Consider the following 23,235-nt stretch of genomic DNA (forward strand, 5'->3'; position numbering starts at 1 on the left):
CGGCGTTCATGGTTTTAACAGCCAAAATATGTGGCAGTACCAGCCCAATCTGCTTGACTGGAGACATGACTATGACAGTAAATAATGTAATTCCCGGCATCGATGACCGGACAAATGAAACAACAAAGTACCTGATAGCCCTGGATGTTGACGGCACCCTGGTGGACCACGATGGCATCATGACCGAGGGCGTCCGCACCGCAGCCGCGGCAGTGGTTGACGCCGGGCACCACGTCATCATCGCCACGGGCCGTTCCCTGGGCGCGCTGCTTCCCATTGTGGAGGCCATCGGGCTCCGCCACGGTTACGGAGTGTGCTCCAACGGCGGTGTGACCATCCGGCTGGATCCGTCCCTGGTTGACGGCTACGAGATCATTGACCGCGTGACGTTCGATCCTGCCCCCGCGCTGACTGCCCTGCGCGACAGCATCCCCGGCGCCAAGTTCGCCCTCGAGGACGCTGAAGGGAACTTCCTGTCCACATCCCGTTTTCAGGACAACAGCTTCGGCATTGAGGCGCGCGGCGTGGATTTCCACCACCTGCTGGAGGCCAAGGCGGTGCGGGTGGTTGTCAACAGCGCCGAGGCCTCCACTGCGGAGTTCGCCGACGCCATTGCGGCTGCCGGCCTGCACGGGGTCACCTACGCCATTGGCTGGAGCGCGTGGCTGGACATTGCTGCAGACGGCGTCAACAAGGCATCAGCATTGGAGGCTGTCAGGGCTTCCCTGGGCATAGAGAACGCCCTGACGGTGGCCGTGGGCGATGGCTCCAATGACATTGAAATGCTGCGCTGGGCCAACCGGGGCGTGGCCATGGGCCAGGCGGACGATGAGGTGAAGGCTGCCGCCGATGAGATCACCGCATCCGTTTACGACGACGGTGCTGCCGCCGTCCTGCGCAGCCTGGTCTGACACCTCGAGTGTGCAGATATTGCGCTTAAAATCGATTTTGAGGGCATTATCTGCACACTGACCGCGGGGTCAGTCCAGTATGGTCCTGCCCGCAAGCACAACGGGCGGCAACGCCTGCACTGCGATCCGCTCAGCGCCCGGAATTCGTGCTTCCACCATGGCCTGCTGGAGGGCCAGAACAAGTGGGCTTGGCTCGTCTGTCGTTTCAAACGTCCAGAAACCGGCCTGCGGGGGTTCTGTGCTGCTGTTTGTGGCCGGCTCCACTTTGGCGGGCACGGCCTGAAAGACAACGGCGTATTTTCCGCGAACACTGAGTTTTGTCAGCTTCTTGGCCACCAGCAAGTGGGTGGGGCCGGAACCATCCTGGCTTGTCACAGCCTTGATGGATTCCGGGTTGACCTGATTCCAGTAAAAGATCCGCGTCGTGGCCTTTTGGGCAAATGAGGTGACAATTCCGGCGTCGAACACCAGAAGTGTCCGGAAGGAGAAGGCGAGCGTCAGGGACCAGAGCACCAGTCCCGTCAGCAGGGACACCACCATGAACAGCGGAATGTCCTCAAACCTGTCGGGGGTCCGGTCCGTGGAGCGCGGGCTGCTGATGAACTGCCCGATGACTCCGTAAACAAAGCCAATGGCAATGCATGGCACCAGCCAGGCCCAGTGGATCCGCCTCGATGCGGCCACATGGCGCAACTGGCCCAGCTCGGGTCCCAGCCGCTGCTCGGCCCGACGGACCCAAAAACTACGACCGTGCATCCGGGGCCTTTCCGTACAGGTGCGGCATCTGGGCGCGTGTCTGAGCCTCGGCCTGGGCTTCGGCTTGCTCCTTCGCAACAATCGCGGGGTCGGGAACCGGGGCATGACCTTTCGCCACACCGGAGTCCAAGTCCAGCGGGACGTATCCGGGGGTGTGTTCCACGCCGCCGTCGAACAAGCTGGCAATCATGAAAACCGCGTACAGCGGCAGGAACGACCACAGGATGACTCGCCAGCCGCCGAGCCACGGCCCGGACAGGGACCCGTCGGTGATCCGCACACTGCGCATGCGGGCCGCACGGTCGCCAAAGAGGCCCCATTTGCCCCAAATCATGCCGTACACATAAAGCGCGGGGAACCAGAACAGTGCGATTAGCCCGATGAAGAAGCCGTTGCTGTACGCCAGCTCCCACAGCGACGGACTGTTTTCCATGGCTTTTCGCACCGGGATCACCAGCAACGACAGGATTCCGAACGCGGCCAGGAACACTGCCCCGTCCAGGACCCTGCCCCAGAAATGCCTGGTGGCAGTGGCGCGGACGTAGTAGTTCCCAGTCATGGTGAACTGCCGCACTGGGCGTCCGGTGAGGGGATCGATCAGGCGGGTGGGCCCGTCAAATTTGGGTTTCGTGGCCATGAATACCTCGTAGGAAGAACGGCGTGGGGGGCACCTGACGGTGCACACCGCCACAGTGGGTGGCTATTTGGGTGACAGCATGCCCGCCAGAACGTTGGTGAGGGAGGGTGCAGAGACTTCCTGCAATGTCAACGTCAACGAGCCGTTCACGGCATGCGGGGTGAGGATGTGCACAGACTCGGGGCCCGTGTAGATGGTGAGTGTTCGCAACGCGTCAGCATTGGTTTCAAAGACCGCCAAGTTGCTGGCCGCCAGTGTTTGGGACAGCTGCTGCGAACCGGCGGTTTCAAACTCTGCTTCCGTGTAGTTCGTGGCTTGGGAATCCTTGGCTGCCGCGCCCTGAGGGTCGGCAAAGGCGGCGAGGCGGGCGGGGATCTGATCCACGGTGACTACCGTGAACCCGTGGAGGCCGCTCTCGTCCACTTCCTCCAGGAGGGTGCCGCCGTCGTGGGTGTAGGCAAAAAGCCAACGCTTGCCGGTGGACACTGTTCGCTCCAGCGAAGCAACCTGGCGCGAGGTGCGGCGCAGGGCCAGCGTGCCCGTGATCTCGGGTGTGGTGTGAAGGCGTGTCGGTTCGGTCTCGCCTTCAAAAATCACGGGGTAGGCCAGTTCCTTGGCCAGCAAGCCCCTCAGGGCAACGCCGCACAGGGCGTTTCGATCAGCGGTTTGGGCGGAGAGCCACGGCGTGGGCACAGCCTGCTCGCGCTGCACACCGTCCAGCGCCACCACTTCCTCATCGGTCAGCGTGGGCAGCGGCGTGCCTTCGGCACTGGCCATGGCAAGCACTTGGGCTGCGGACTCCACATCGCGTTCAGTCCACTGGATAGTATTTGTGCTCATCCGAAAATTCCCTTCAAGAATTTGCCAGTCGATTTGGCTGCGTCACCTACGCCGTTCACCACTTTACTGCCTACGTCCTTGGCAAAGTTTGTGACCTCTTTGGCGCCGTCACTGATGTATTGGCCGGGGTTCTTGGCGAAGTTGGTGATGCTGTCCCAGTTGTCCACCACCAGGTTGCCCAAGGCCCAAGCCCCTGCAATCACGCCGGCGGCGACCACTATGGGTGCGCCGATGGGGCCCAACAGGGCAGCGCCCCCGGCCGTCATCAACATAATGCTGCCCACGCCGCCCACCACGGAGAGGCCGCCCGCAACCCGGTCGCCTCCCCCTCGCCAGCCGTCATGCTCGGGGGAAATCATGTCGTGGATGCCGCCGGCAATGCTGAGCGGCCCCGTCAGTCCGCCAGCTATGCGCAAGCCCTTGGAGAATTTGCTGGCGTCGTCAAAGGCCTGGCTATAGGGGATTCCCGCCTTGAGGTCGCTCAGGACGTCGCTGAGCTTGCCGCCATTTTTTAGTTGGTCGAGGCCGCCCTTGAGCCACCGGCCGGAATCATCCCAATTGGTCAGCAGTTCTTTGGTCTTGGCCCAGTCCTCAGCGCCGAGCTTGTGGAGCTTCCAAGCGTTCAGCAGGGGTGTGATGGCTCCCTTGCCGCCCATACCGACGTCGTACACATCCTTCAGGACGGACAACGCCGGGCCATCGCCGCCTGTGCCACCGGCAATGCTGGCCACGGAGCTGGCGGTTTCCTGCTCGTCGGCGTTCTTGCGCAGCTGGTCTGAGACCTGCTGCAAGTTCCGGGCGTTGGAAGCCAGTGTGGGGCGGTGGGATGAATTCCAGGTTTGGCGGAACCGCTCAGCATCGGGGCCCTGCCAGCCGCGGTTTTGGTTGACAACTGAGGACAGAGCTTGGGCCTGCTGCGTCAGTACATATGAGGCCTTGTCCATGGCCTTGGCAAAGTCCCGGAGGTCCGCGATGTCGGCGCCGATAAAACCGTCCATGACCATCCTTAGAAGTGTAGGGCCGAACATTGTGGGATCAGTGCGGCGTGTGCGGGCGGCCATTGGGTGGCCATGACCAGTTTAGACAGAGCTGGTCCTTGGCGGCGATGGGCACAACTACCCGCAGCTATGCAGTGCGGGCGAGCCGAAGTGCCTGCACCAAAAAAAGCGGCGCTCCCCGAAAAGGGAACGCCGCCTTCAACCTCTCACCGCGCCCTCGCCGAATCAGACGGAGGGTGGTGCTGGGTGGGCCCACAGATCCGAGGGTTCCCTCGCGAGCGTGCGAGTGGAGGGAGGAGCTGGGGACTAGTGCTTGGTGTCCGCAAAGCGCTTGATGGAAGCTTCCAATTCAGCCTCGGCGGCTGCGCGGTCGGCCCAGCCCTCAGCCTTGACCCACTTGCCCGGCTCCAGATCCTTGTAACGCATGAAGAAGTGCTCGATCTCCTTGACCAGGAATTCGTCAACATCGGAGAGTTCCTGGATGTGGTCGAAGCGCTTGTCGTCAACAACACACAGAACCTTGGCGTCGCCGCCGCCGTCGTCGGTCATGTTGAATACGGCGATGGGGCGGGCATCCACCACAACGCCCGGGTGCAGGTCAAAGTCCTGCAGCATGACGAGCGCGTCCAGGGGATCGCCGTCTTCGCCCAGGGTGTTGTCGAAGAACCCGTAGTGGGTGGGGTACTGCATCGAGGTGAACAGCACACGGTCCAAGCGGACGCGGCCAGTCTCGTGGTCAACTTCGTACTTGACGCGTGATCCGCGGGGGATCTCGATGGTGACATCGTGCTTCATCGTTATGCTCCTCATGATGGGGGTGTGCGAGGCCTGACAAGGCCGCGCGGAGAATTTCCGTCTAGTATGAGGATATAGGCGCATTTGTTGCGCTAAAAACCCACCCAGGACCAACAGGGTCGGATCGCTCACTTGACCCGCCCATTTGCGCGCCGGGACCACCAGCTTCGAAGGAACTACCTGCTCTATGGGACGCACGTCAAAAGTTGTGACGAGCGGCTTGCTCATCTGTGCATTGGCTGCCGTCAGCGTCCCCGTTGGCTTGCATCTGGCCCCCGCGTTTCTGCCCAAGGATCCGGCTGCCGTGGCCGTTGTGCCGGGCGCCCAATTGCCGCCCACTGTGATCAGCGGAATCTCAGCCGTGGCCCCGCTAAATGCTGAGGCCCCCTTGCCGGATGCTGCCAAACTTTCCGCGGATTTGACCCAGGCGTTGACGTTCGACGGCGATGGCACCTTCGCCATGTTCGTCACCGACACCGCCACGGGCAAAGAGCTGTTTTCCCAGGACGGCGAGACGGCCAGGGTGCCGGCCTCGAACCTGAAGCTGCTCACTGCCGGAGCCGCGCTGAGAACCCTGGGCACCGAGACGCGCTTCAGCACCCAGGTTGTGGCTGGGTCCGCCGCCAATGAGCTGGTTTTGCTGGCCGGCGGGGACGCCATGCTCGGTGCCGGTGACAGCGCAACGGACGCCGTGATGGGCCATGCCGGGATTGCCACCTTGGCTAAGAAAACAGCCGCGGCGCTCGCAGCTGCAGGGGTCAACGGCCCGATCACCCTCAGTATTGACGACACCTTGTTCACGGGCCCCGCGCTGAACTCCAAATGGGCCGACGGCGACGTTGATGCCGGGGAAATCGCACCCATTTTTCCCATGGCATTGAATGCGGGCCGCCTTGCCCCTGAAGTTTTGAGCGGACCGCGCCCCCAGGATTCCGCTGTGGCTGTGGCGGAAGCATTTGCGGCGGCCCTGGAAGGTGCCGGTATTGCCACCACGGGGACACTTTCCAGAAGCAAGGCGCCAGCAGCGGCCAATGGAGCACCCGCAGGGGCACCCGGTACAGTCCTTGCCGCGGTGGAATCGGCCACCGTGGCCCAGCAGACCCAGTACATGCTGGCTGAGTCGGACAACTATGTTGCCGAAGTTGTGGGCCGCATGGTGGCCGTGAAACTTGGTCAGGAAGCCAGCAATACGGGCGCCGTGGCTGCTGTTCGCCAAGCGGTTGCCGAGCTGGGCCTGCCCATGGACGGCGTTGTCACAACAGATAACTCCGGCCTGGCCACAGGCAACCTGATCAGTTCCGCAAAGCTGACTCAATTGCTGGCTTTGATGCTTGCCGACCCGGCATCGGACATTGGCCAGGCACTGCCCGGCCTTCCCATTGCAGGACTCAGCGGTTCCCTGGCCCACCGGTTTGTGGCGGGGCCCCAGCTCGACGGTGCCGGGTTGGTGCGGGCCAAAACAGGTTCCTTGAATGTGGTCACAGCGTTGACTGGCTACGTCATCAACTCCCAGGGGCGACTGCTGGCGTTCTGCATCATCGGCAATGGCTTCACCGACGGAGCCGCAGCCGCCAGGCCCGTGGTCGATGCCGCCGCGGCAGTGCTGGCACGCAGCTAGGTAGCCCGTCCTAGTTGGCGAGGGCCTTCTCCAGGGCCTCGGCACGCTGGTTTAGGAATGTCCTCAGAGTCTTGGATTTCTCCGCAATCTCCTCCTCAGTTAAGTCCTCACTTGCCGGAATGGACTCGGTAATGGTTGCCAAAAGCGACGAGGCGGTTCCCTCCGTGTACACCTGGGTGTAGAGCTCCCGATAGGCAGAGTCGTAGAACTTCTTGAAGGTGTCCGAGGGGCGGAACAAGGCGGGGATTTTGGGGGAAAATTCCCGGATCTTACCCGACGCCTCAATGCCGTCCATTCCGGGCATCATGACATCGAGCACCAGCACGTCGGGGCGGAAAGTCCTGGCAACTCGCACAGCCTCGGCGCCATCGCTGGCCGTAGCCACCTCCTAACCGGTCATGCGCAATCCCATGCTGATCAGCTCCGTCAGGCTGGCCTCGTCATCAACCACCAGGGCGCGAATGGGGCTGCCGTCAGGGAGAGTCAGGGGCGGAAGATCTGTGAAGGTGTTCCGCGGCGTCTCAGTCATGGATGCATGTCTCTCGTGAAGGCAGGCTTGCAATCGGCCCGCGGTTGGTGGTTCCTACAGTAAATGCCAGTCACCTAAAGGCTGTGGGAAGCAATCCCCAATTTCAAGTGTGGTGGAAAATTCTAAGCTGTTTCTAGTCCTATCCTGTGCCGCAGCTGTGAGCCAGCGGCAAGCTGTCAGCGTTCTGTGATCTGATGGTATGCATGAGCCAGCAGAGCAATGCCGCAGCCACCCCTTCCACGTCCCCCAGCATGGTCAATTGGGAGCTTGCCGCCAAGACGGCAGCAAATTTGGCTCCTGCCGGGCCGGCGCTTAGGGGCTCGGAAATCTCCGCAGCCGTGGAGAATTTGCGCCTCATGGCCGAGCGCTCGGTACCCCACGTCCATGAGATCAGCCGCCTGGAAGCGGCCAGAGACCTGCGCGATTCAGAGGTCTTGGTGGTGGACAGGGCATCCTGGGCCAAGGCAAACACCCAGAGTTTTGCCGTCATGATGGACCCCGTTCTGCGCGCCCTGGCAGCCAAACAAGCCCTTGCCGCAAAGGAGTCCGGTGGTCGCCCGGTTCAGGGGAGCTCTTCTGCCACATTCGGCGCCACCGTTACGGGGGCCCAGCTGGGCGGGGCGCTCGCATTTCTCTCCAGCAAGGTTTTGGGCCAGTACGATCCCTTTGCAGCTCTGGCAGCGTCAAACAACGGGCACCAGCAGGCCGCCGGCGGGCGCTTGCTGCTGGTTGCCCCCAACATCATCACGGTTGAGCGTGAACTGAAGGTGGATCCTGCCGATTTCCGACTCTGGGTCTGCCTGCATGAACAAACCCACCGCGTGCAATTCGCTGCAGCACCGTGGTTGCGCCACCACATGATGGGGGAAATTGAAAAGCTGGGCACCCTGTTGGTGGGCGATTCGGATAACTTTGGCGAGCGCCTTCTGCAGGCAGCCAAGCAAATGGGCAACAAGCCTGGCCAAGCCGAGAAAATCGCCAAAGACGCAGCAGGACAGGGCCCGAGCCGCGGCGGCATGCTCGACCTACTCCAAAACCCGGATCAAAAAGCAGCCTTGTCCCACTTGACGGCTGTCATGAGCCTGCTTGAAGGCCACGCAAATGTGGTCATGGACGGCGTGGACCAGCGCATTGTTCCCACTGTGCGCACCATCCGCCAACGCTTCAACAGCCGGGGCAAGGACCGTGGGGTCATTGAAAAGTTCATTCGGAACCTCCTGGGCCTGGACGCCAAAATGCGCCAATACAGTGACGGTGCAAAGTTTGTTCGCGACGTGGTCGCCGTGGTGGGCATGGACGGATTCAACAATGTCTGGTCGCAGGAGAAAAACCTGCCCACTGAAGCGGAAATTCACAATGCACGCCTTTGGGTTGAACGGATGGGCCTCTAAATGTCAGCAGTACCCGAACAGCCACACGTCAAGGCCCGCCGCCGTCTCGACCCCACAGTGGGCAAGGCGCGTGCCGCGGTGGGCGAGCTTTTGGGCCTTAAAACCACAGGCAAGAACCTTGTGGTGGAAAACCCGCCGCTGATCCTTGTGGGCTGCAGTGGCGGGCCCGACTCCCTTGCCCTGGCCGCCGTATGCGCCTTCTTCGCCAAACGGGGTGAGGTACGTGTGGGCGCCGTGGTGGTTGACCATCAGATGCAAGAAGGCAGCGCACAGGTTGCCCAGACCACCGCGGGCCAGTTGCGGGCCCTGGGCCTGGACCCGGTTGTGGTGCGGACCGTTGACCTCAACCACGACGGCGTGGGTCCAGAAGCTGCAGCCCGCGCGGCCCGCTTTGAGGCGCTTGAGGCGACGGCCCAAGAACTGGGAGCCCAGAATGTCCTGTTGGGCCACACCCTGGATGACCAGGCAGAGTCCGTGCTGCTCGGCCTCGCCAGGGGCTCGGGAACACGATCCCTAGCCGGCATGCGTGAACGCCGTGGCAGGTATCTGCGCCCCTTCCTGGGACTGCGGCGGGATGAGATTTTGGCCATATGTGACGCCTTGGAACTCACTCCATGGCACGACCCCGCAAACCACGATCCTGCTTATTTGCGGGTGCGCGTCAGACGAAACGTCATTCCGTATCTCAGCGCAGAGCTTGGCCCGGGCATTGCCGAATCACTGGCACGCTCGGCAAGCATCCTGGGCCACGACGCCGACTTCCTCGATGATCTCGCAGCAGCCGAATACAACAAATTGGTGCTCCGCCGGGCAGCAAACACGGCGCCAAACGGCGGCGAAAGCAGCCCCGCAGCAGAGATTGAGCTGGCCGAGGACGCGCTCAGGGGACTGGCCCCGGCCCTGAGGATGCGAGTGTTGGCGCTGGCCGTCGTCGAACTTGGCGGAGTCCAACCAAGCCTTGAACGCCTAGGTGCCGCCGAATACCTGCTGGCCAGAAAAGGCTCGGCAGGTCCGGTGCAGCTGGCCGGAAAAGTCAGTGCTTGGCGGATCTCGCGCAATCAGAGTGTTCCCCACGACGGCCCCGGCTATGGGAAGCTTGTTCTTAGACGCAGCACGTAGGCGCCAAACAGTACCTAAACCAGTACCACGACCTTCACAATCAGGAGCCCTGGGTGGATTCACAAGACGTCCAAGCCGATCTTAAGCATGTTCTTTATACCAAGGAACAAATCCAAACGCGTGTAGCCGAACTGGCCGCGCAGATTGATGCTGACTACCAGGGCCGCGACGTCCTCCTTGTCGGTGTGCTCAAGGGTGCAGTCATGATCATGGCTGACCTTTCCCGTGCGCTTCACAGCCACGTCACCATGGACTGGATGGCAGTTTCCTCCTACGGCTCCGGCACCCAGTCCTCGGGCGTTGTGCGGATCCTCAAGGACCTCGAAACCGACCTCATGGGCAAGCACGTCCTGATCGTCGAGGACATCATCGACTCGGGCCTGACCCTGTCTTGGCTGCGCGCCAACCTGATGTCCCGCGGCCCCGCCTCGGTAGAAATCTGCACCCTGCTGCGCAAGCCCGCAGCCGCCAAGGTTGAAATCGACGTCAAGTACGTTGGCTACGAGATCCCCAACGAATTCGTTGTGGGCTACGGCCTGGACTTCGCCGAGCGGTACCGCAACCTGGACTTCATCGGCACCCTGGCGCCGCACGTTTACGAGTAAATCGCCCGTCACTGATTTCTGCCGCCGTTCCCGCTTTTTGCCGCCGATATACCGGTGGCAAAAAGCGGGAACGGCGGCATTTTTCATCCGTACCACCTCCGCCGCGCCCGTCCCCGCTTTTCGCGCCCGTCCGAACGGGCGCGAAAAGCGGGGACGGGCGCGCCGGGTGCATGGGACGCTGCGGGGACGGGTGCGAAAGTGGGGGACGGGCGCACCGGGCGCCGGTTTCGTCATTTTGGCCGAAATCGTTATGCCCTCAGGGAACTAAATGCCATTCCCGTGCGTGTAGCAATGCGAACGGTGTAAAGCTATTACTTGGGGATGTGTCGGCGCACCCCGTATAGGTACGAATTGGTTGAGCGGGAGGGACGAGGCGTAGCCTCGAACACATGAAAGTCAAGAAACTCTTCAAAGGTCCATTTGTCTGGATCGTTGTGGTGGTCGTGCTCATCGGAGCAGGCCTTCTCACGTTGACCGGTACGGGAACCAGCCGCATCGGCACTTCCGAGGGCCTGGACCTGCTCTCAACTGACAAAGTTGCCTCGGCCAAGGTCTTTGGGTCCGAGGGCCGTGTGGACATGATCCTCAAGGATGACTACACAACGGCTGACGGTCAAAAGGCCGGCAAGAACGTCCAGTTCTACTACGGCAGCTACCGGGCGACCACCATGGTGGATGCCATTGACGACGCCAAGCTGGGCAAGTTTGATGACCAGCCGGCGTCGAACAACTTCTGGTCAAGCATGCTGTCCCTGCTGATCCCCTTCATCCTCATTGGGTTGATCTTCTGGTTCTTGTTCTCCCGCATGCAAGGCGGCGGCTCCAAGGTCATGCAATTTGGCAAGTCCAAGGCCAAGCTGCTCACCAAGGACCACCCGCAGGTCACGTTCAGCGACGTTGCCGGTGCGGACGAGGCCGTGGAAGAACTCCACGAAATCAAGGACTTCCTGCAGAACCCCGCCAAGTTCACGGCCGTTGGTGCCAAGATCCCCAAGGGCGTGCTGCTGTACGGCCCTCCCGGAACGGGCAAGACGCTGCTGGCCCGCGCCGTTGCCGGCGAGGCTGGCGTGCCGTTCTACTCCATCTCCGGTTCTGACTTCGTAGAAATGTTTGTGGGTGTGGGTGCTTCCCGTGTCCGTGACCTCTTCGAGCAGGCCAAGGCCAACTCCCCGGCCATCATTTTTGTTGACGAGATCGACGCCGTTGGCCGTCACCGTGGTGCCGGCATTGGCGGCGGCAACGACGAGCGCGAGCAAACCCTCAACCAGTTGCTCGTGGAAATGGACGGCTTTGACGTCAAAACCAACGTCATCCTGATTGCCGCCACCAACCGTCCCGACGTCCTGGACCCCGCATTGCTGCGACCGGGCCGTTTTGACCGCCAGATTCCCGTTGATGCCCCGGACCGTTTGGGCCGTGAACAGATCTTGAAGGTTCACGCCAAGGGCAAGCCGATGGCGCCCGGGGTTGACCTGAACGCTGTCGCCAAGAAGACGCCCGGTTACACCGGCGCAGACCTTGCCAACGTCCTCAACGAGGCAGCCTTGTTGACTGCCCGCTCCAACGCTCAGCTCATTGATGACCGTGCCTTGGATGAGTCCATCGACCGTGTCATGGCGGGCCCGCAAAAGCGTACCCGTGTCATGAAGGAACTGGAACGCAAAATCACCGCGTACCACGAGGGCGGACACGCACTGGTGGCGGCAGCCATGCACAACACGGCACCAGTCACCAAGATCACCATCCTGCCCCGCGGCCGCGCCCTGGGTTACACCATGGTTGTGCCCGAGGATGACAAGTACTCGATCACCCGCAACGAACTGCTGGACCAGATGGCCTACGCCATGGGTGGCCGCGTTGCTGAGGAAATCGTGTTCCACGATCCGTCCACAGGCGCCTCGAATGACATTGAAAAGGCCACCGGCACAGCCCGGGCCATGGTGACCCAGTACGGCATGAGCGAGCGCATCGGCGCCGTCAAGCTCGGTGCCGCCGGGGGCGAGCCGTTCCTTGGCGCCAGCGCCGGGCACGACCGGGACTACTCCGAAGCTGTTGCCTCAATGGTTGACGAGGAAATTCGCAAGCTCATCGACCAGGCTCATGACGATGCCTATGAGGCCCTGATTGCCAACCGGGACATCCTGGACCGGCTGGCCCTTGAGCTGCTGGAGCGCGAGACCCTGAACCAGGCCGAAATTGCGGAGATCTTTATCGATCTGCGCAAGCCCGCCCCGCGCCAGGTCTGGCTGTCCAAGGAAACCCGTCCGGTCTCCACGCTGCCTCCCGTCACCACCGACAAGGAGCGCCGCGAGGCCCTGGCCGCAGGTGCACCGGCTCCGGAGAGCATATCCCCGCAGGACCAGCTCGCCAGCGCCCACCTTGACGGTGCAATCGACGCCCCGAATTCAACCCCGGGCATCGATTTGGGCAAGGGTGAGACACCCTCGCTGCCGGAGCAGCCGTAATCGGCGATAGGATCACATCCGTGACTGATTACGACGACGACGTAGATTCCACCCAGGGCGGCGCCGCTGGCGCCGCCCTGGCGGGGATTAATAATCCAGTGGATTTGCCGCGCATTGAGGCTGCTGTCCGGGAAATCCTGCTGGCCATTGGCGAAGACCCGGAGCGCAGCGGTCTGATCGACACCCCCAAGCGTGTGGCCAAGGCGTATGCGGAAGTGTTCTCCGGGCTCCATAGCGATGCTGCCGAGATCCTGGGCACCACCTTTGACATTGCCCACCAGGAAATGGTGCTGGTGAAGGACATCCCGTTCTATTCCACCTGTGAACATCACCTGGTGCCGTTCCACGGCAGCGCCCACGTGGGCTACATCCCCGGAGATGACGGCCGCGTGACAGGCCTGAGCAAGCTGGCCCGGCTGGTGGATATTTACGCCAAACGGCCGCAAGTTCAAGAACGTCTCACCACCCAAATTGCCGACGCGCTGGTTGAACACCTCAAACCACGCGGCGCCATAGTGGTCATTGAATGTGAACACATGTGCATGTCCATGCGTGGCGTGCGTAAACCAGGAGCCAAGACAGTCACCAGTGCTGTTCGCGGTTCGCTTCACGAGCCCGCAACCCGGGCCGAAGCCATGAGCCTGATTCTCGGAAGGTAGCCTCACACACCATGGATTCCCTCGCAGCAGGGCCCGGAACGGGCCCTGCCACATCCCCCCTGCCCGTTCTTCGGGCACGTAAATCAGTCGCGAGCTTTGCCGCCTTGCCCAAGCACCGCGCGGTGGTCATGGGGATCTTGAACTGCACCCCGGACTCCTTCAGCGACGGCGGTGAGTACAACTCCACCGAGACTGCCATTGCCCACGGCCTGCGCATGTTCTACGGCGGCGCCGACATCATCGACGTCGGTGGCGAGTCCACGCGCCCGGGCGCACAGGAGGTCGACGAGCTTGAGGAACAGCGCCGAATCCTGCCGGTTATCTCAACACTGGCCAAGGCCGGTGCCTTGGTGAGCGTTGACACCCGCCACGCCACCACGGCTGCCTTGGCATTGGATGCCGGTGCCGGGCTGATCAACGACGTCTCCGGCGCCCGCGTCCACCCGGACATGATCGCCTTGATTGCCCAACGCCAAGTGCCGTATGTGTTGATGCACAGCCGCGGTGATTCGCGCTCCATGGACTCGTTGACCCAGTACGCAGATGTTGTTGCCGAGGTTGTGCAGGAATTGAGCGCGGTTCGCGAAAAGTTCTATGCGGCAGGTGTCACGCCGGAAAACATCATTCTTGACCCGGGAATCGGCTTCTCCAAGAACGCCGAACAGAACTGGGAACTGCTGGCCAATCTGGACGTTGTTACCGCCATGGGCAACAAAGTTTTGCTGGGCACGTCCCGGAAGCGCTTCCTGGGCTCACTGCTGACGAGTGCCGGCAAGGCTGCGGCGCCCAAGGAGCGCGACGACGCCACCTCCGCCACCACCGCGCTGGCGGCTGCGCAGGGCATTTGGGGTGTCCGGGTGCACGACGTCGGCGCGAGCCTAGACGCTGCCAAGGTCGCCGCAAGGCTCCTGGCTGGCAAGCGCAGCCGTGCAGCGCGGCTGGAAGCTACCCAGCTCACGGACGCGGGTTCGCAGTGAACCGTTCCGACACCATCACCTTGACAAGTGTGACGGCCATTGGCTACCACGGCGTGTTTGAGCATGAAAAACGTGACGGGCAGCCGTTCATTACTGACGTTGTTCTGCACCTGGACGTCTCGGCCGCGGCCGAGACGGACGATTTGGCGAAGACAGCTGACTACGGCGCCGTGGCGGAGACAATCGTTGCCATGGTTACCGGCGAAGCCTTTGACTTGATTGAAACGCTGAGCGTTCGAACCGCTGAAAAGATTCTGGCCGACTTTGCACTGGTCGACGCCGTGGAAGTGACCATTCACAAGCCCAAGGCACCCATCCAGGTTCCTTTTGGTGATGTCAGCATTACAGTTTTCCGCACCCGTGAGCAGCTCCAAGACGCCCACGGGAGCCGGTGATGAGCCATGCCCGCCCGCTAACCCGCGCCATTTTGGCGCTGGGGAGCAACCTGGGTGAGCGTGCAGGAACACTTCAGAGCGCCGTCGGAGATCTGGTGGACCGCCCAGAAATGCGCCTGCACAACGTATCTCCGATTGTCACCACCAAGGCCGTGGGTGGACCCGGCGGGCAACCGGATTTCCTGAACATGGTCATAGCCGTTGACACCACTTTGGGGCCCTACGAGCTGCTGGCTCACTGCCAAGCCGTGGAGCTGGCCCACCACAGGACCCGTGAAGTGCGCTGGGGCGCCCGCACCCTCGATGTGGACATCATTTTGTACGGCGATCAAACAAGCGATGACCCAGTATTGACCCTTCCGCATCCGCGCGCAGCCGGGCGGGCGTTTGTGCTTTATCCGTGGTCGCTCATGGATCCGGGCGCAACGCTGGTGGGGCAGTTGGTGGCGCAGCTGGCCGCGGACGCCCCGGACATGGCAGGCATTGCCCATGTTCTCAACGCACCCATGGAACAGGGTTCCTAGGAAGCGCCAGTGGCACGGCCAAGAATTGGCGTGCGCAAGAAGTCCAAACGGACAAAAAGCCAGTACGGTTAAATGATAAGTTCCAAAGCGAATCGGTGAGGCAACCATGAGAAGCACAATGCGGACCATCAGGCCTGCATGGCTAGTGGCCATCAGTATTGTTCTGGCAGTTCTTGGTTTCGTGGCCACGGAACTCACCTCCCGTGCCAGCCTGCCGCTGCCCGTGCTGCCACTGAGCTCAATGATCACCATGGGCCTGATAGTGGTTGTGTGCCTGATCCTTGGCCTGAAGGTGCGCCGCTGGCGTGATGGGAACAGGGAGAAAGCCCTTGACCCGCTCATGGCGGCCCGGACAGTGGTGCTGGCACAGGCCTGCGCCTATGCCGGTGCCGTACTGTTCGGCTGGCACACGGGCATTTTGATGGACCAGCTGCCCACCATCTCCATGCGCATTGACCTTGGTGTGATTTGGCAAATGGTTGCTCTCATGGCCGGGGCCCTGGTGATGGTTGTCGTTGGCGTTATTGTGGAGCGTTTTTGCAAGCTTCCCCCGGAAGACACCGAGCCACCTGTGAAGCCGCGTACCAAGCGTGAGGGGCGCGGGGAGGAAGAGTTTGCCTGAGCAACACAGCAGCGCCATTGACCCGGCCGACGTGAAATTCCTGCGAGTATCCGAAAAACTTGTTACAGCACGATTCATTGAGCGGGGAATTGTTGGGCTGATCCTCCTAGCCCTCACCTCCGTGCCGCTGATCCTGCGCCTCACAGACGTGTGGGGTGGGTACCCGGCATGGTTGGGGTGGGGCCTGCCAGCAGTAATTGCAATTTCCATCGTCTGGGAAATGATCCTGATACCGCGCCAGGTGCGGGCCATTGGCTACGCCGAGCGCAATGATGACCTGCTGATCCGCAGCGGCATCATGTTCCACCGCGTCATGGTGGTCCCGTACGGGCGCATGCAATACGTGGATGTCACCATGGGGCCGTTGGAACGAATGCTTGGCCTGAGCACCATCCACCTCCATACCGCCTCACCGGGCACCAACGCCTTGATCAACGGCCTGCCGGCGGGCGAGGCTGCACGGCTGCGGGAACAGCTCTCGGCCCGCGGTGAGGCGAAACTGGCCGGCTTGTGAGCAATCAACTTGTGAGCGAGCAACCCTTCACCACCGATGCCCCCGAATCCTGGCACCGTGTACACCCCGTCTCGCCCCTGGTGCGCGGCTGGGTAGCCGTGGTGGCAGTGCTTTTTATCTTCGGGCGCAACTCGCTGGAGACCTTGTTTTCCAGCAGCCTGGGCAATTCCGGACCGGGGCCTGGGGGAGCGCCGGCAGTGCTTGTGCTGGCGGTGGTGGGCGCCGCCGTCGTCATTTTCGGTGTGAGCTTTTTCCTGCAATGGCGCTTCACCCGCTACCAAGTGACCGATGAGCACGTTCATATCAATTCCGGGGTGATCTTCCGCCAGCAACGGCGTGCCCGGATTGACCGGGTCCAGGCCATCGATGTGGTGCAGCCGCTGGTGGCGCGGGCCTTTGGGCTGGCTGAGCTGAAGTTTGAAGTGGCCGACGGCGGCAAGTCTGCCATGAAGCTCTCCTTCCTCAAGCTTGCCGAGGCCAAGCGGTTGCGGGCGGCCATTCTTGCCAGGGCGGCGGGCGTGGTCATTGACCCGCAAGCGCCGCAGCACATACAGGAAGCGCCGGAAACCCACATCCTGGCCCTGAAGCCCGCCCGGATCTTTGGGGCGGCAATTTTCTCCAGCACAACAGTTTTTGCCCTCATCGTGGTGGTCGCAAGCATCGTTGCGCTCGAATGGACCGGCCATCCCGGCATTCTGGTGGCCGCCATCCCCATCTTCATTGGCATTGGCGCCCAGTATTGGAAAACCATCACCGGCGATTTCAACTTCCGGGTGGCGGTTTCCCCTGACGGGGTGCGGCTGCACTACGGCATGCTGGAAACCCGTGCGCAAACCATCCCGCCCGGCCGGGTGCAGGCGGTGGGAATCAGTCAAGGCCCCATCTGGCGCCCCTTCGGCTGGTACCGGGTGCACGTCAACGTTGCCGGTTACGGTTCCGACGTCAGCGAGGGCGGCTCCCGCACCGTCATGCTGCCGGTAGGAACGCTTGATGAGGTCATGGCTGTCCTGGGTTTGGTGTTCCCCAACCCCGGTGTCGAGAACCCCTTCGAGGTGTTTGCCGCAGGCCTGCAGGGCCCGGGCAACGCCCAAGGCTTTGTGCACTCGCCGCGGTCGGCGCGGTGGATCGACCCCCTCGCCTGGCGGTACAACGCGTTCCGGGCCACCGACACAGCCCTGCTGTGCCGGCATGGGAGATTCTTCCGCAGGCTCCAAGTGGTCCCGCACGAGCGCACACAGTCCCTGGTCCTTGCGCAGGGGCCGCTCATGGCTGCGCTTGGTTTGGTGAACTTTGAATTGCACTCCACGGTTGGCCCCATCCGGCCCGTGGTGCACCATATGGCCTTGGCGGCAGGCCGGGCGCTGTTCGATGAACAAGCTGCCCGCGCAGCCACTGCCCGGCGCATCCACAACAGCGAACGGTGGCTGGCGCCGTCGGACACTGCGGCATCATCTCAACTGGATCTTTCGAAGGAGCAACAACGTGGCGATTAAGCCCGGCCGGCTAGGCATCGGAATCATTGGCGCCGGCAAAGTTGGGGCCGTCCTGGGGCATGCCCTCCGCGCTGCCGGGCACGCCGTGATTGGGGTTTCGGCAGTCTCCGAGGCCTCCAAGGAGCGTGCCGAGCTGTTGCTTCCGGGCGTGCCCGTGCTGGAGATCCAAGACATTGTGGAGCGGGCCGAACTGGTGCTGCTGGCGGTCCCGGATGATGCCTTGCCGGAGCTTGTCAGCGGGCTCGGCGCCATGGGCGCCTGGCAGGTGGGCCAGCTGGTGGCACATACCTCCGGCCGCTTTGGCACGGGTGTCCTGGCGCCTGTCAAGGACGCCGGCGGCATTGCGCTGGCACTGCATCCGGCCATGACTTTCACGGGCATGACCCTGGATTTGGCGCGCCTGGGCGATTGCTGTTTCGGTGTCACGGCGGATCCCGCCATGCTCCCCATTGCCCAGGCCTTGGTGGTGGAGATGGGGGCCGAGCCGGTGGTCATTGCGGAGGCGGACAGGGTCCTGTACCACGCGGCGTTGGCGCATTCGGCAAACCACATGGTCACCCTGGTGGCCCAGGCCGCCCAAATTTTGGCTGACATTGGCGTGGAGGCCCCCAACCAGGTGCTGGGCCCGCTGCTGCGTGCGGCCCTGGAAAACGCGTTGACCAGCGGTGAGTCGGCGCTGACGGGTCCCGTTGCCCGCGGCGACGTTGGCACCGTTGCCGCGCATTCGGCGGCCCTTCGCGAGCACGCCCTGGACACGGCATCCACTGATGTCCTGGACGCCTACCTGGCCATGTCCTCCGCCACGGCTGCCCGGGCTGCCAAGCGCAGGCTGCTCTCGGCAGAGGAGTATCTTGGTGTTCAGGCCGCGTTGAATTCCGACGACGGCGAACCCGGCGTCCTCAGCTGACCCCCTCGATTTCGAAAGCGATTTTCATGAGCACCACACTTTGTACTTCCATTGCCGAGCTCAAGGCAGCCGCGGCGGCACTTTTGGCCCAGCGCACGGCTGGCAAAGGCGGCACACTCGGCCTGGTTCCCACCATGGGCGCGCTGCACTCCGGCCACGCGGAACTGGCCACAACTGCGGCGGCCGAAAACGACGTGGTGATTGCCACCGTGTTTGTGAATCCGCTGCAATTTGGCGACGCCACGGACTTGGCCAGATATCCGCGAACCACACAGGCTGATCTTGAATTGCTGGATCAGGCAGCTGTGGACTTCATGTTTGCGCCACCGGTGGAGGAGATGTACCCCCACGGGGAGCCCCTTATTCGGGTGACCGCCGGAACCATGGGCGAGCTGTATGAGGGTGCCTCCCGGCCCGGCCATTTTGACGGCGCCTTGACGGTTGTGGCGAAATTGCTGCACCTGGGCCGGCCGGAAACGGGTTTGGCGGCACCGGCAGCCGACGGACGTAGTGCCTACAGGGCGTATTTTGGCCAGAAGGATGCCCAGCAGCTGGCCCTGGTGCGCAAGATGGTCGCCGATTTGAACTTCCCCGTGGACATCGTGGGCGTGCCCACCGTGCGCGACGCCGACGGGCTGGCACTGTCCAGCCGGAACCGTTTCCTGTCCACGCAGGAACGCGAATCCGCGCTGGTCCTCTCCCGTGCGCTGCGGCTGCTGCAACGGCGTGCCGACGCCCGCGAGCCGCTGGACATCGCCTCCGTCCAGGACTTGGTGAATAGCGCCCCGGGTGTGGAACTGGACTACCTGGAAGTGGTGGACCCGGTGACGTTGGCCGTGCGTGCGGAGAACTGCCAGGACACCCCGTTCACGGGCCAGGCGTTGGCGCTCATCGCGGCCAAGGTGGGCCCGGTCCGGCTCATCGACAACATGCCCCTCGGTTAACTGCAGCTGTCGCCTGCCGAACGTACAGTAGTTGTTGATGTTTCCGTTAAACATCAACAACTACTGTACGTTCGGCAGGCGTTTCTGGCGTGGGGACTAGAGGCGGGCGGCCACTTCAGCCACTGTGGGGTACGCGGTTTGCGTACCCTTCTTGGTGGCGGCCAGGGCTGCAGCCACGGACGCGTAGTGCGCCGCATCAACCAAGGTGTCGCCAGCGGCCAAGCGGGCAGCAACACCGCCGGTGAAGGCGTCGCCGGCACCAGTGGTGTCGACGGCGTCAACGCGTGTTGGCGCAATGCGGGCCACCGGCTGGGCCGCATTGGTGGAATCCAACACCACCGAGCCCGCTGCACCCAAAGTCACCAGCACCTTGTTCAGCCCGCGGCTGGCGAACTTCTCCACTGCTCCAGCCCACGCACCGACCGGGGCGTCCGGGGCCGGCAGGTGGAAGCCGTCCAGGAACTGCGAGGCCTCATGGGCGTTGACGAGCAGGACGTCTGTCAGCCGCGCCAGCCCCTCGGTGACCGGAGCGTAGGGGGAGAGGTTCAGCAGGACTGTTGCTCCGGCGTCGTGCCCGGCCTGCGCCGCGGCCTGGACGGTGTCCAGGGAGACCTCCAGGCACAGGCAGACTACGCCAGCCCCCACAAACACGGCCGGGGACATGTCGGCGGGGGAAAGGGTGCCGTTGGCGCCCGCGTTAATGATGATGGAGTTCTCGCCGCTGTCCTCCACGGAGATGACGGCAACACCCGTGGGCTCCGCAACGCGTCGAACATGGCTGACGTCAACACCGGCACCCGCCGTGGAAGCCACCAGCATGTCGCCATTTGGGTCCTCACCCACAGCGCCCAGCAGGGTGACGTTGCCGCCCAGCTTGGCCGCGGAGACAGCCTGGTTGGCGCTCTTGCCGCCGGGGTTCACGGCAAAGCCGCTGCCGTGCAGGGTCTCCCCGGGGGAGGGGAGCCTTTCGCAGTAGATGGTCAGGTCGGCGTTCAGTGAACCGGCCACAACAATTCGCGCCGAGGTCATGCGGCAACCTCGGCATCAACGGGCTTGGGCACCAGCAGCGACGCGGCAAATGCTGCGGCCGTGATGGCCAGGGAAACAATGACCACTGTCAGGTAGGAGCCGTGGCCGCCCAGTGAGGTTGTCGCCACCAGAACGGCCGGCAGGATCAGGAAGCTGAGGCCCGCACCCAAGTTGAAGGCGCCGGCGTTCATGCCGGGCAGGAATCCGGGGTTTCCTTCGGGGGAGAGCACCACACCAAGGCCGTTGAGCATGATGTTTACGGTACCGGCGTACATGATGCCGAGCAAGACTGTGCCAACGATCATCATCGGCAGGCTGTTCAAGCCAAGGAAGCCGATAATGGCCAAGGCCACAATGCTGCCCAGCAGCCCGATCCGCAGCATCTTGGTGTAGCCAATGACCGGCGCCAGGCGTCCCGTGATGGGACCAAAAAGCCAGCCCAACAGGGCGTACGGGGTCAAGATGAGCAGGCTCATCTGTGTTGCGCCAATGCCGAAGCCGGGGTCTGCGGCCTGCACAAACGCCGGAACAATGCCGTTGATGACGGCAAAGATGCCAGTCATTGTCAGGGTGGTTGTCAGCAGCGGGGCCCAGGTGGAGCGCTGGCGCAGGTGCACCGTCTCAACCATGGGGTGTGTGGACACCTTTTCAACTTTCCAGAAGGCCATGAACGACAGTACGGAGACCACGGCCAGTGCCAACGAGGTGACGAGCGGGAGCGTGGTTACCCCGCCAATGAGCTTGCTTGCCTCATTCAGGGCAGTCAACAGGGCGCCAACGGCCACCACAATGAAGAACACGCCCAGCCAGTCCATCTTGGTGCCCTCGCCGGGCTTGGATTCGCCGGCCAGGAGAGCAATCAAGACCACGGCAATCGCGGCGATGACAACCATGAGCCAGAAGATGCTGCGGAAGCCAAAGTGCTCGGCAAAGTAGCCGCCCACAAAGGAGTCAATGCCGGCGATGCCGCCGTTGACGGCCGTCACGAGGCCCATGAGGGCGCCATACTTCTTCGGGTCCTTGACTGCGGAGCGCAGCATGATCAGGCACAACGGAACGGTGGGGCCGCTGACGCCCTGGATGATGCGGCCAATGAAAAGCCAGGTGATGTCCGGGGCCATGGCGGAAATGATGGAACCGACGCCCATCATGACCATCATGCCGATGAGGACCTTCTTGCGCCCGATGATGTCACTCAGGCGCGGCAGGAACAGTGAAAAGACGGCCGCCGCGGTGAAGAACCAGGTTTGGGACAGGCCAATGGCTGCCTGGCTGGCGTTCAGTTCCTCGCCCATGGTGACCAGTGCGGGGCTGAGCATGGAGGCGTTGAGCTGGAACGCCACACAGGCCGTCAGCAGTGCAACCATCAAGGCGGTGATGTTGCCGGGCTTGCTCAGGACCTTTGTTGCCGCGGTGCTCATACGTCAACCTCGCCAATGCGAACGAGTGCGTCGGTGACCATGTTCCAGAACTTCTCGTGGTCCAGCGTCACGGCAACGGAGGTCTTGCAGTCCGCCGGGGCGGGAGCGCGGAAGTCGGCCACCGTCATGCCGAGCGTCAGTGTGCCGGTGAGCTCAATGTCCACGGGCACCTTTTGGGTGGTCATGACAGTGGGGTCAATGACGTAGGCGACGGCGCACGGGTCGTGGACGGGCGGGTAGTCGAAGCCCTGGGCGTCCTTGTACGTCTTCGTGAAGAACTCCATGAGTTCCATGACGAACTTGGCCGGCTTGGTGCCAACAGCCTCAATGGCCGCGCATACTTCCGGGGTTGCCAGTGCCTGGTGGGTCAAATCAAGGCCCACCATGACCACGGGCCAGCCCGCATTGAACACGATGTGGGCGGCCTCGGGGTCGATGATGATGTTGAATTCGGCCACGGGGCTCCAGTTGCCCACGTGGTAGCCGCCGCCCATGAGGACAACTTCCTTCACACGTTCCACAATGCGCGGCTCCTTGCGGGCGGCCATGGCGATGTTGGTCAACCCGGCCGTGGGGACCAGGGTGATGGTGCCGGGCTCGTGGGCCATGATGAGCTCAATGATGAGGTCGACGGCGTGGCGGGGGTCAAGTTCGATCGTGGACTCGGGCTGGGCGGGGCCGTCCATGCCGCTCTCGCCGTGAATGTCCGGCGCGGTTTCGATGGTCCGCACCAGGGGGCGGTCGCATCCTGCGGCGAACGGGACGCCCGTAATGCCTGCAATGGTGCCAACGCTCAAGGCGTTGCGGGTGACCTTTTCCAGGGTCTGGTTGCCCACCACTGTGGTCACGGCCAGCAGCTCAATGTTGGGATTGCCGTGAGCAAGCAGCAGGGCGACGGCGTCATCATGGCCGGGATCGCAGTCCAAGATGATCTTGCGGGGCTCTGTGGCTGACAGGGCGGTTTGTACTTCCGTGTTCACTTTTTCTCCACGTCGTTGGGGACCGTTCCGGAAAAGCCCGGAGCTGTGCGCAAGAGTAAGTGTGACATTCAAATCAGATCAACGTCAAGCGCTTAACGTGATTCAC

At 62.6% G+C, this 23,235-nt stretch carries 23 protein-coding genes and 1 pseudogene; 15 read left to right on the top strand and 9 right to left on the bottom strand.

Annotated features, from left to right (window positions below; translation table 11 throughout):
- Positions 1-65 precede the first annotated feature (65 nt).
- Positions 66-911 (top strand): HAD family hydrolase, encoded by an 846-nt coding sequence (locus CVS27_RS08215; protein ID WP_103465246.1) that lies wholly within the window; start codon positions 66-68, stop codon positions 909-911.
- A gap of 69 nt (positions 912-980) precedes the next feature.
- On the opposite strand, the gene CVS27_RS08220 is transcribed toward CVS27_RS08215, so the two are convergent.
- The 5 genes from CVS27_RS08220 to CVS27_RS08240 form a co-directional block, all read right to left on the bottom strand.
- Positions 981-1,667, bottom strand: coding sequence for a hypothetical protein (locus CVS27_RS08220; RefSeq protein WP_103465247.1), 687 nt, complete (start codon positions 1,665-1,667; stop codon positions 981-983).
- Positions 1,654-2,304, bottom strand: coding sequence for a hypothetical protein (locus CVS27_RS08225; protein WP_103465248.1), 651 nt, complete (start codon positions 2,302-2,304; stop codon positions 1,654-1,656). Before CVS27_RS08225 ends, CVS27_RS08220 begins: the two co-directional genes overlap by 14 nt.
- A 63-nt stretch (positions 2,305-2,367) precedes the next feature.
- Positions 2,368-3,144 (bottom strand): hypothetical protein, encoded by a 777-nt coding sequence (locus CVS27_RS08230; protein ID WP_103465249.1) that lies wholly within the window; start codon positions 3,142-3,144, stop codon positions 2,368-2,370.
- Positions 3,141-4,142 carry a WXG100 family type VII secretion target gene (locus CVS27_RS08235; protein ID WP_103465250.1) on the bottom strand — a complete coding sequence of 334 codons (1,002 nt, stop codon included), beginning with the start codon at positions 4,140-4,142 and terminating at the stop codon, positions 3,141-3,143. Before CVS27_RS08235 ends, CVS27_RS08230 begins: the two co-directional genes overlap by 4 nt.
- A 306-nt stretch (positions 4,143-4,448) precedes the next feature.
- Positions 4,449-4,937 (bottom strand): inorganic diphosphatase, encoded by a 489-nt coding sequence (locus CVS27_RS08240; protein ID WP_103465251.1) that lies wholly within the window; start codon positions 4,935-4,937, stop codon positions 4,449-4,451.
- A 187-nt stretch (positions 4,938-5,124) separates the two neighbouring features.
- On the opposite strand from CVS27_RS08240, the gene dacB reads away from it, so the two are divergent.
- A complete protein-coding gene (dacB, locus tag CVS27_RS08245) occupies positions 5,125-6,555 on the top strand; it encodes a D-alanyl-D-alanine carboxypeptidase/D-alanyl-D-alanine endopeptidase (protein ID WP_103465252.1) in 1,431 nt (476 codons plus the stop codon).
- 232 nt (positions 6,556-6,787) lie between these two features.
- Here the strand turns inward: dacB and CVS27_RS21240 are convergent.
- Positions 6,788-7,084, bottom strand: a pseudogene (locus CVS27_RS21240) (response regulator); the annotation flags it as partial.
- Between the two features lie 194 nt (positions 7,085-7,278).
- On the opposite strand from CVS27_RS21240, the gene CVS27_RS08255 reads away from it, so the two are divergent.
- From CVS27_RS08255 to panC, 13 genes are all read left to right on the top strand, one after another.
- A complete protein-coding gene (locus CVS27_RS08255) occupies positions 7,279-8,475 on the top strand; it encodes an Rv3626c family coenzyme F420 biosynthesis-associated protein (protein WP_103465253.1) in 1,197 nt (398 codons plus the stop codon).
- Complete coding sequence (gene tilS, locus CVS27_RS08260; protein ID WP_103465254.1) at positions 8,476-9,594, top strand: tRNA lysidine(34) synthetase TilS; 1,119 nt, start codon at positions 8,476-8,478, stop codon at positions 9,592-9,594.
- A gap of 53 nt (positions 9,595-9,647) precedes the next feature.
- A complete protein-coding gene (gene hpt / locus CVS27_RS08265; protein WP_103465255.1) occupies positions 9,648-10,199 on the top strand; it encodes a hypoxanthine phosphoribosyltransferase in 552 nt (183 codons plus the stop codon).
- Between the two features lie 389 nt (positions 10,200-10,588).
- On the top strand, positions 10,589-12,664 hold the full coding sequence (gene ftsH, locus CVS27_RS08270) for an ATP-dependent zinc metalloprotease FtsH (RefSeq protein ID WP_103465256.1): 2,076 nt from the start codon (positions 10,589-10,591) through the stop codon (positions 12,662-12,664).
- 20 nt (positions 12,665-12,684) lie between these two features.
- Positions 12,685-13,323: a GTP cyclohydrolase I FolE gene (folE, locus tag CVS27_RS08275; protein ID WP_207767478.1), complete on the top strand. Its 639-nt coding sequence runs from the start codon at positions 12,685-12,687 to the stop codon at positions 13,321-13,323.
- 11 nt (positions 13,324-13,334) lie between these two features.
- On the top strand, positions 13,335-14,300 hold the full coding sequence (gene folP, locus CVS27_RS08280; RefSeq protein WP_103465257.1) for a dihydropteroate synthase: 966 nt from the start codon (positions 13,335-13,337) through the stop codon (positions 14,298-14,300).
- The gene (gene folB / locus CVS27_RS08285) at positions 14,297-14,695 is read left to right on the top strand and encodes a dihydroneopterin aldolase (protein ID WP_103465258.1); all 399 of its coding nucleotides are present in this window, start codon (positions 14,297-14,299) and stop codon (positions 14,693-14,695) included. Before folP ends, folB begins: the two co-directional genes overlap by 4 nt.
- Complete coding sequence (folK, locus tag CVS27_RS08290) at positions 14,695-15,219, top strand: 2-amino-4-hydroxy-6-hydroxymethyldihydropteridine diphosphokinase (RefSeq protein WP_103465259.1); 525 nt, start codon at positions 14,695-14,697, stop codon at positions 15,217-15,219. Before folB ends, folK begins: the two co-directional genes overlap by 1 nt.
- Positions 15,220-15,325: 106 nt before the next feature.
- The gene (locus CVS27_RS08295) at positions 15,326-15,841 is read left to right on the top strand and encodes a DUF3180 domain-containing protein (protein ID WP_243400097.1); all 516 of its coding nucleotides are present in this window, start codon (positions 15,326-15,328) and stop codon (positions 15,839-15,841) included.
- Positions 15,834-16,355, top strand: coding sequence for a PH domain-containing protein (locus CVS27_RS08300; RefSeq protein ID WP_103465261.1), 522 nt, complete (start codon positions 15,834-15,836; stop codon positions 16,353-16,355). Before CVS27_RS08295 ends, CVS27_RS08300 begins: the two co-directional genes overlap by 8 nt.
- Before the next feature lie 11 nt (positions 16,356-16,366).
- Positions 16,367-17,848 carry a PH domain-containing protein gene (locus CVS27_RS08305; RefSeq protein ID WP_243400098.1) on the top strand — a complete coding sequence of 494 codons (1,482 nt, stop codon included), beginning with the start codon at positions 16,367-16,369 and terminating at the stop codon, positions 17,846-17,848.
- A complete protein-coding gene (locus CVS27_RS08310; RefSeq protein ID WP_165788273.1) occupies positions 17,838-18,755 on the top strand; it encodes a Rossmann-like and DUF2520 domain-containing protein in 918 nt (305 codons plus the stop codon). The genes CVS27_RS08305 and CVS27_RS08310 overlap by 11 nt, the downstream gene beginning before the upstream one ends.
- 26 nt (positions 18,756-18,781) lie before the next feature.
- Complete coding sequence (panC, locus tag CVS27_RS08315; RefSeq protein WP_103465264.1) at positions 18,782-19,699, top strand: pantoate--beta-alanine ligase; 918 nt, start codon at positions 18,782-18,784, stop codon at positions 19,697-19,699.
- A 96-nt stretch (positions 19,700-19,795) separates the two neighbouring features.
- On the opposite strand, the gene CVS27_RS08320 is transcribed toward panC, so the two are convergent.
- Genes CVS27_RS08320 through uriH form a run of 3 tightly spaced genes read right to left on the bottom strand, consistent with a single transcriptional unit; the run spans position 19,796 to position 23,129 of the window.
- Positions 19,796-20,728, bottom strand: coding sequence for a ribokinase (locus CVS27_RS08320; protein ID WP_103465265.1), 933 nt, complete (start codon positions 20,726-20,728; stop codon positions 19,796-19,798).
- Positions 20,725-22,149, bottom strand: a complete 1,425-nt coding sequence (uriT, locus tag CVS27_RS08325; protein WP_103465266.1) for a uridine transporter UriT — start codon at positions 22,147-22,149, stop codon at positions 20,725-20,727. The genes CVS27_RS08320 and uriT overlap by 4 nt, the downstream gene beginning before the upstream one ends.
- Complete coding sequence (gene uriH / locus CVS27_RS08330; RefSeq protein ID WP_103465267.1) at positions 22,146-23,129, bottom strand: uridine-preferring nucleoside hydrolase UriH; 984 nt, start codon at positions 23,127-23,129, stop codon at positions 22,146-22,148. Before uriH ends, uriT begins: the two co-directional genes overlap by 4 nt.
- Between the last annotated feature and the right edge of the window lie 106 nt (positions 23,130-23,235).

It is taken from the genome of Arthrobacter glacialis, from assembly GCF_002909445.1.
In the GTDB taxonomy this organism is placed as follows: Bacteria; Actinomycetota; Actinomycetes; order Actinomycetales; family Micrococcaceae; genus Specibacter; species Specibacter glacialis.

Excerpts from the sequence above, each read along its gene's own strand:
- folK (WP_103465259.1), top strand. The coding sequence starts at position 14,695 with ATGAGCCATGCCCGCCCGCTAACCCGCGCCATTTTGGCGCTGGGGAGC.
- tilS (WP_103465254.1), top strand. The coding sequence starts at position 8,476 with ATGTCAGCAGTACCCGAACAGCCACACGTCAAGGCCCGCCGCCGTCTC.
- folP (WP_103465257.1), top strand. The coding sequence starts at position 13,335 with ATGGATTCCCTCGCAGCAGGGCCCGGAACGGGCCCTGCCACATCCCCC.
- CVS27_RS08320 (WP_103465265.1), bottom strand. The coding sequence starts at position 20,728 with ATGACCTCGGCGCGAATTGTTGTGGCCGGTTCACTGAACGCCGACCTG.
- CVS27_RS08240 (WP_103465251.1), bottom strand. The coding sequence starts at position 4,937 with ATGAAGCACGATGTCACCATCGAGATCCCCCGCGGATCACGCGTCAAG.
- dacB (WP_103465252.1), top strand. The coding sequence starts at position 5,125 with ATGGGACGCACGTCAAAAGTTGTGACGAGCGGCTTGCTCATCTGTGCA.
- panC (WP_103465264.1), top strand. The coding sequence starts at position 18,782 with ATGAGCACCACACTTTGTACTTCCATTGCCGAGCTCAAGGCAGCCGCG.
- CVS27_RS08295 (WP_243400097.1), top strand. The coding sequence starts at position 15,326 with ATGAGAAGCACAATGCGGACCATCAGGCCTGCATGGCTAGTGGCCATC.
- CVS27_RS08225 (WP_103465248.1), bottom strand. The coding sequence starts at position 2,304 with ATGGCCACGAAACCCAAATTTGACGGGCCCACCCGCCTGATCGATCCC.
- CVS27_RS08235 (WP_103465250.1), bottom strand. The coding sequence starts at position 4,142 with ATGGACGGTTTTATCGGCGCCGACATCGCGGACCTCCGGGACTTTGCC.
- uriT (WP_103465266.1), bottom strand. The coding sequence starts at position 22,149 with ATGAGCACCGCGGCAACAAAGGTCCTGAGCAAGCCCGGCAACATCACC.
- ftsH (WP_103465256.1), top strand. The coding sequence starts at position 10,589 with ATGAAAGTCAAGAAACTCTTCAAAGGTCCATTTGTCTGGATCGTTGTG.
- CVS27_RS08230 (WP_103465249.1), bottom strand. The coding sequence starts at position 3,144 with ATGAGCACAAATACTATCCAGTGGACTGAACGCGATGTGGAGTCCGCA.
- CVS27_RS08220 (WP_103465247.1), bottom strand. The coding sequence starts at position 1,667 with ATGCACGGTCGTAGTTTTTGGGTCCGTCGGGCCGAGCAGCGGCTGGGA.
- CVS27_RS08215 (WP_103465246.1), top strand. The coding sequence starts at position 66 with ATGACTATGACAGTAAATAATGTAATTCCCGGCATCGATGACCGGACA.
- CVS27_RS08255 (WP_103465253.1), top strand. The coding sequence starts at position 7,279 with ATGGTATGCATGAGCCAGCAGAGCAATGCCGCAGCCACCCCTTCCACG.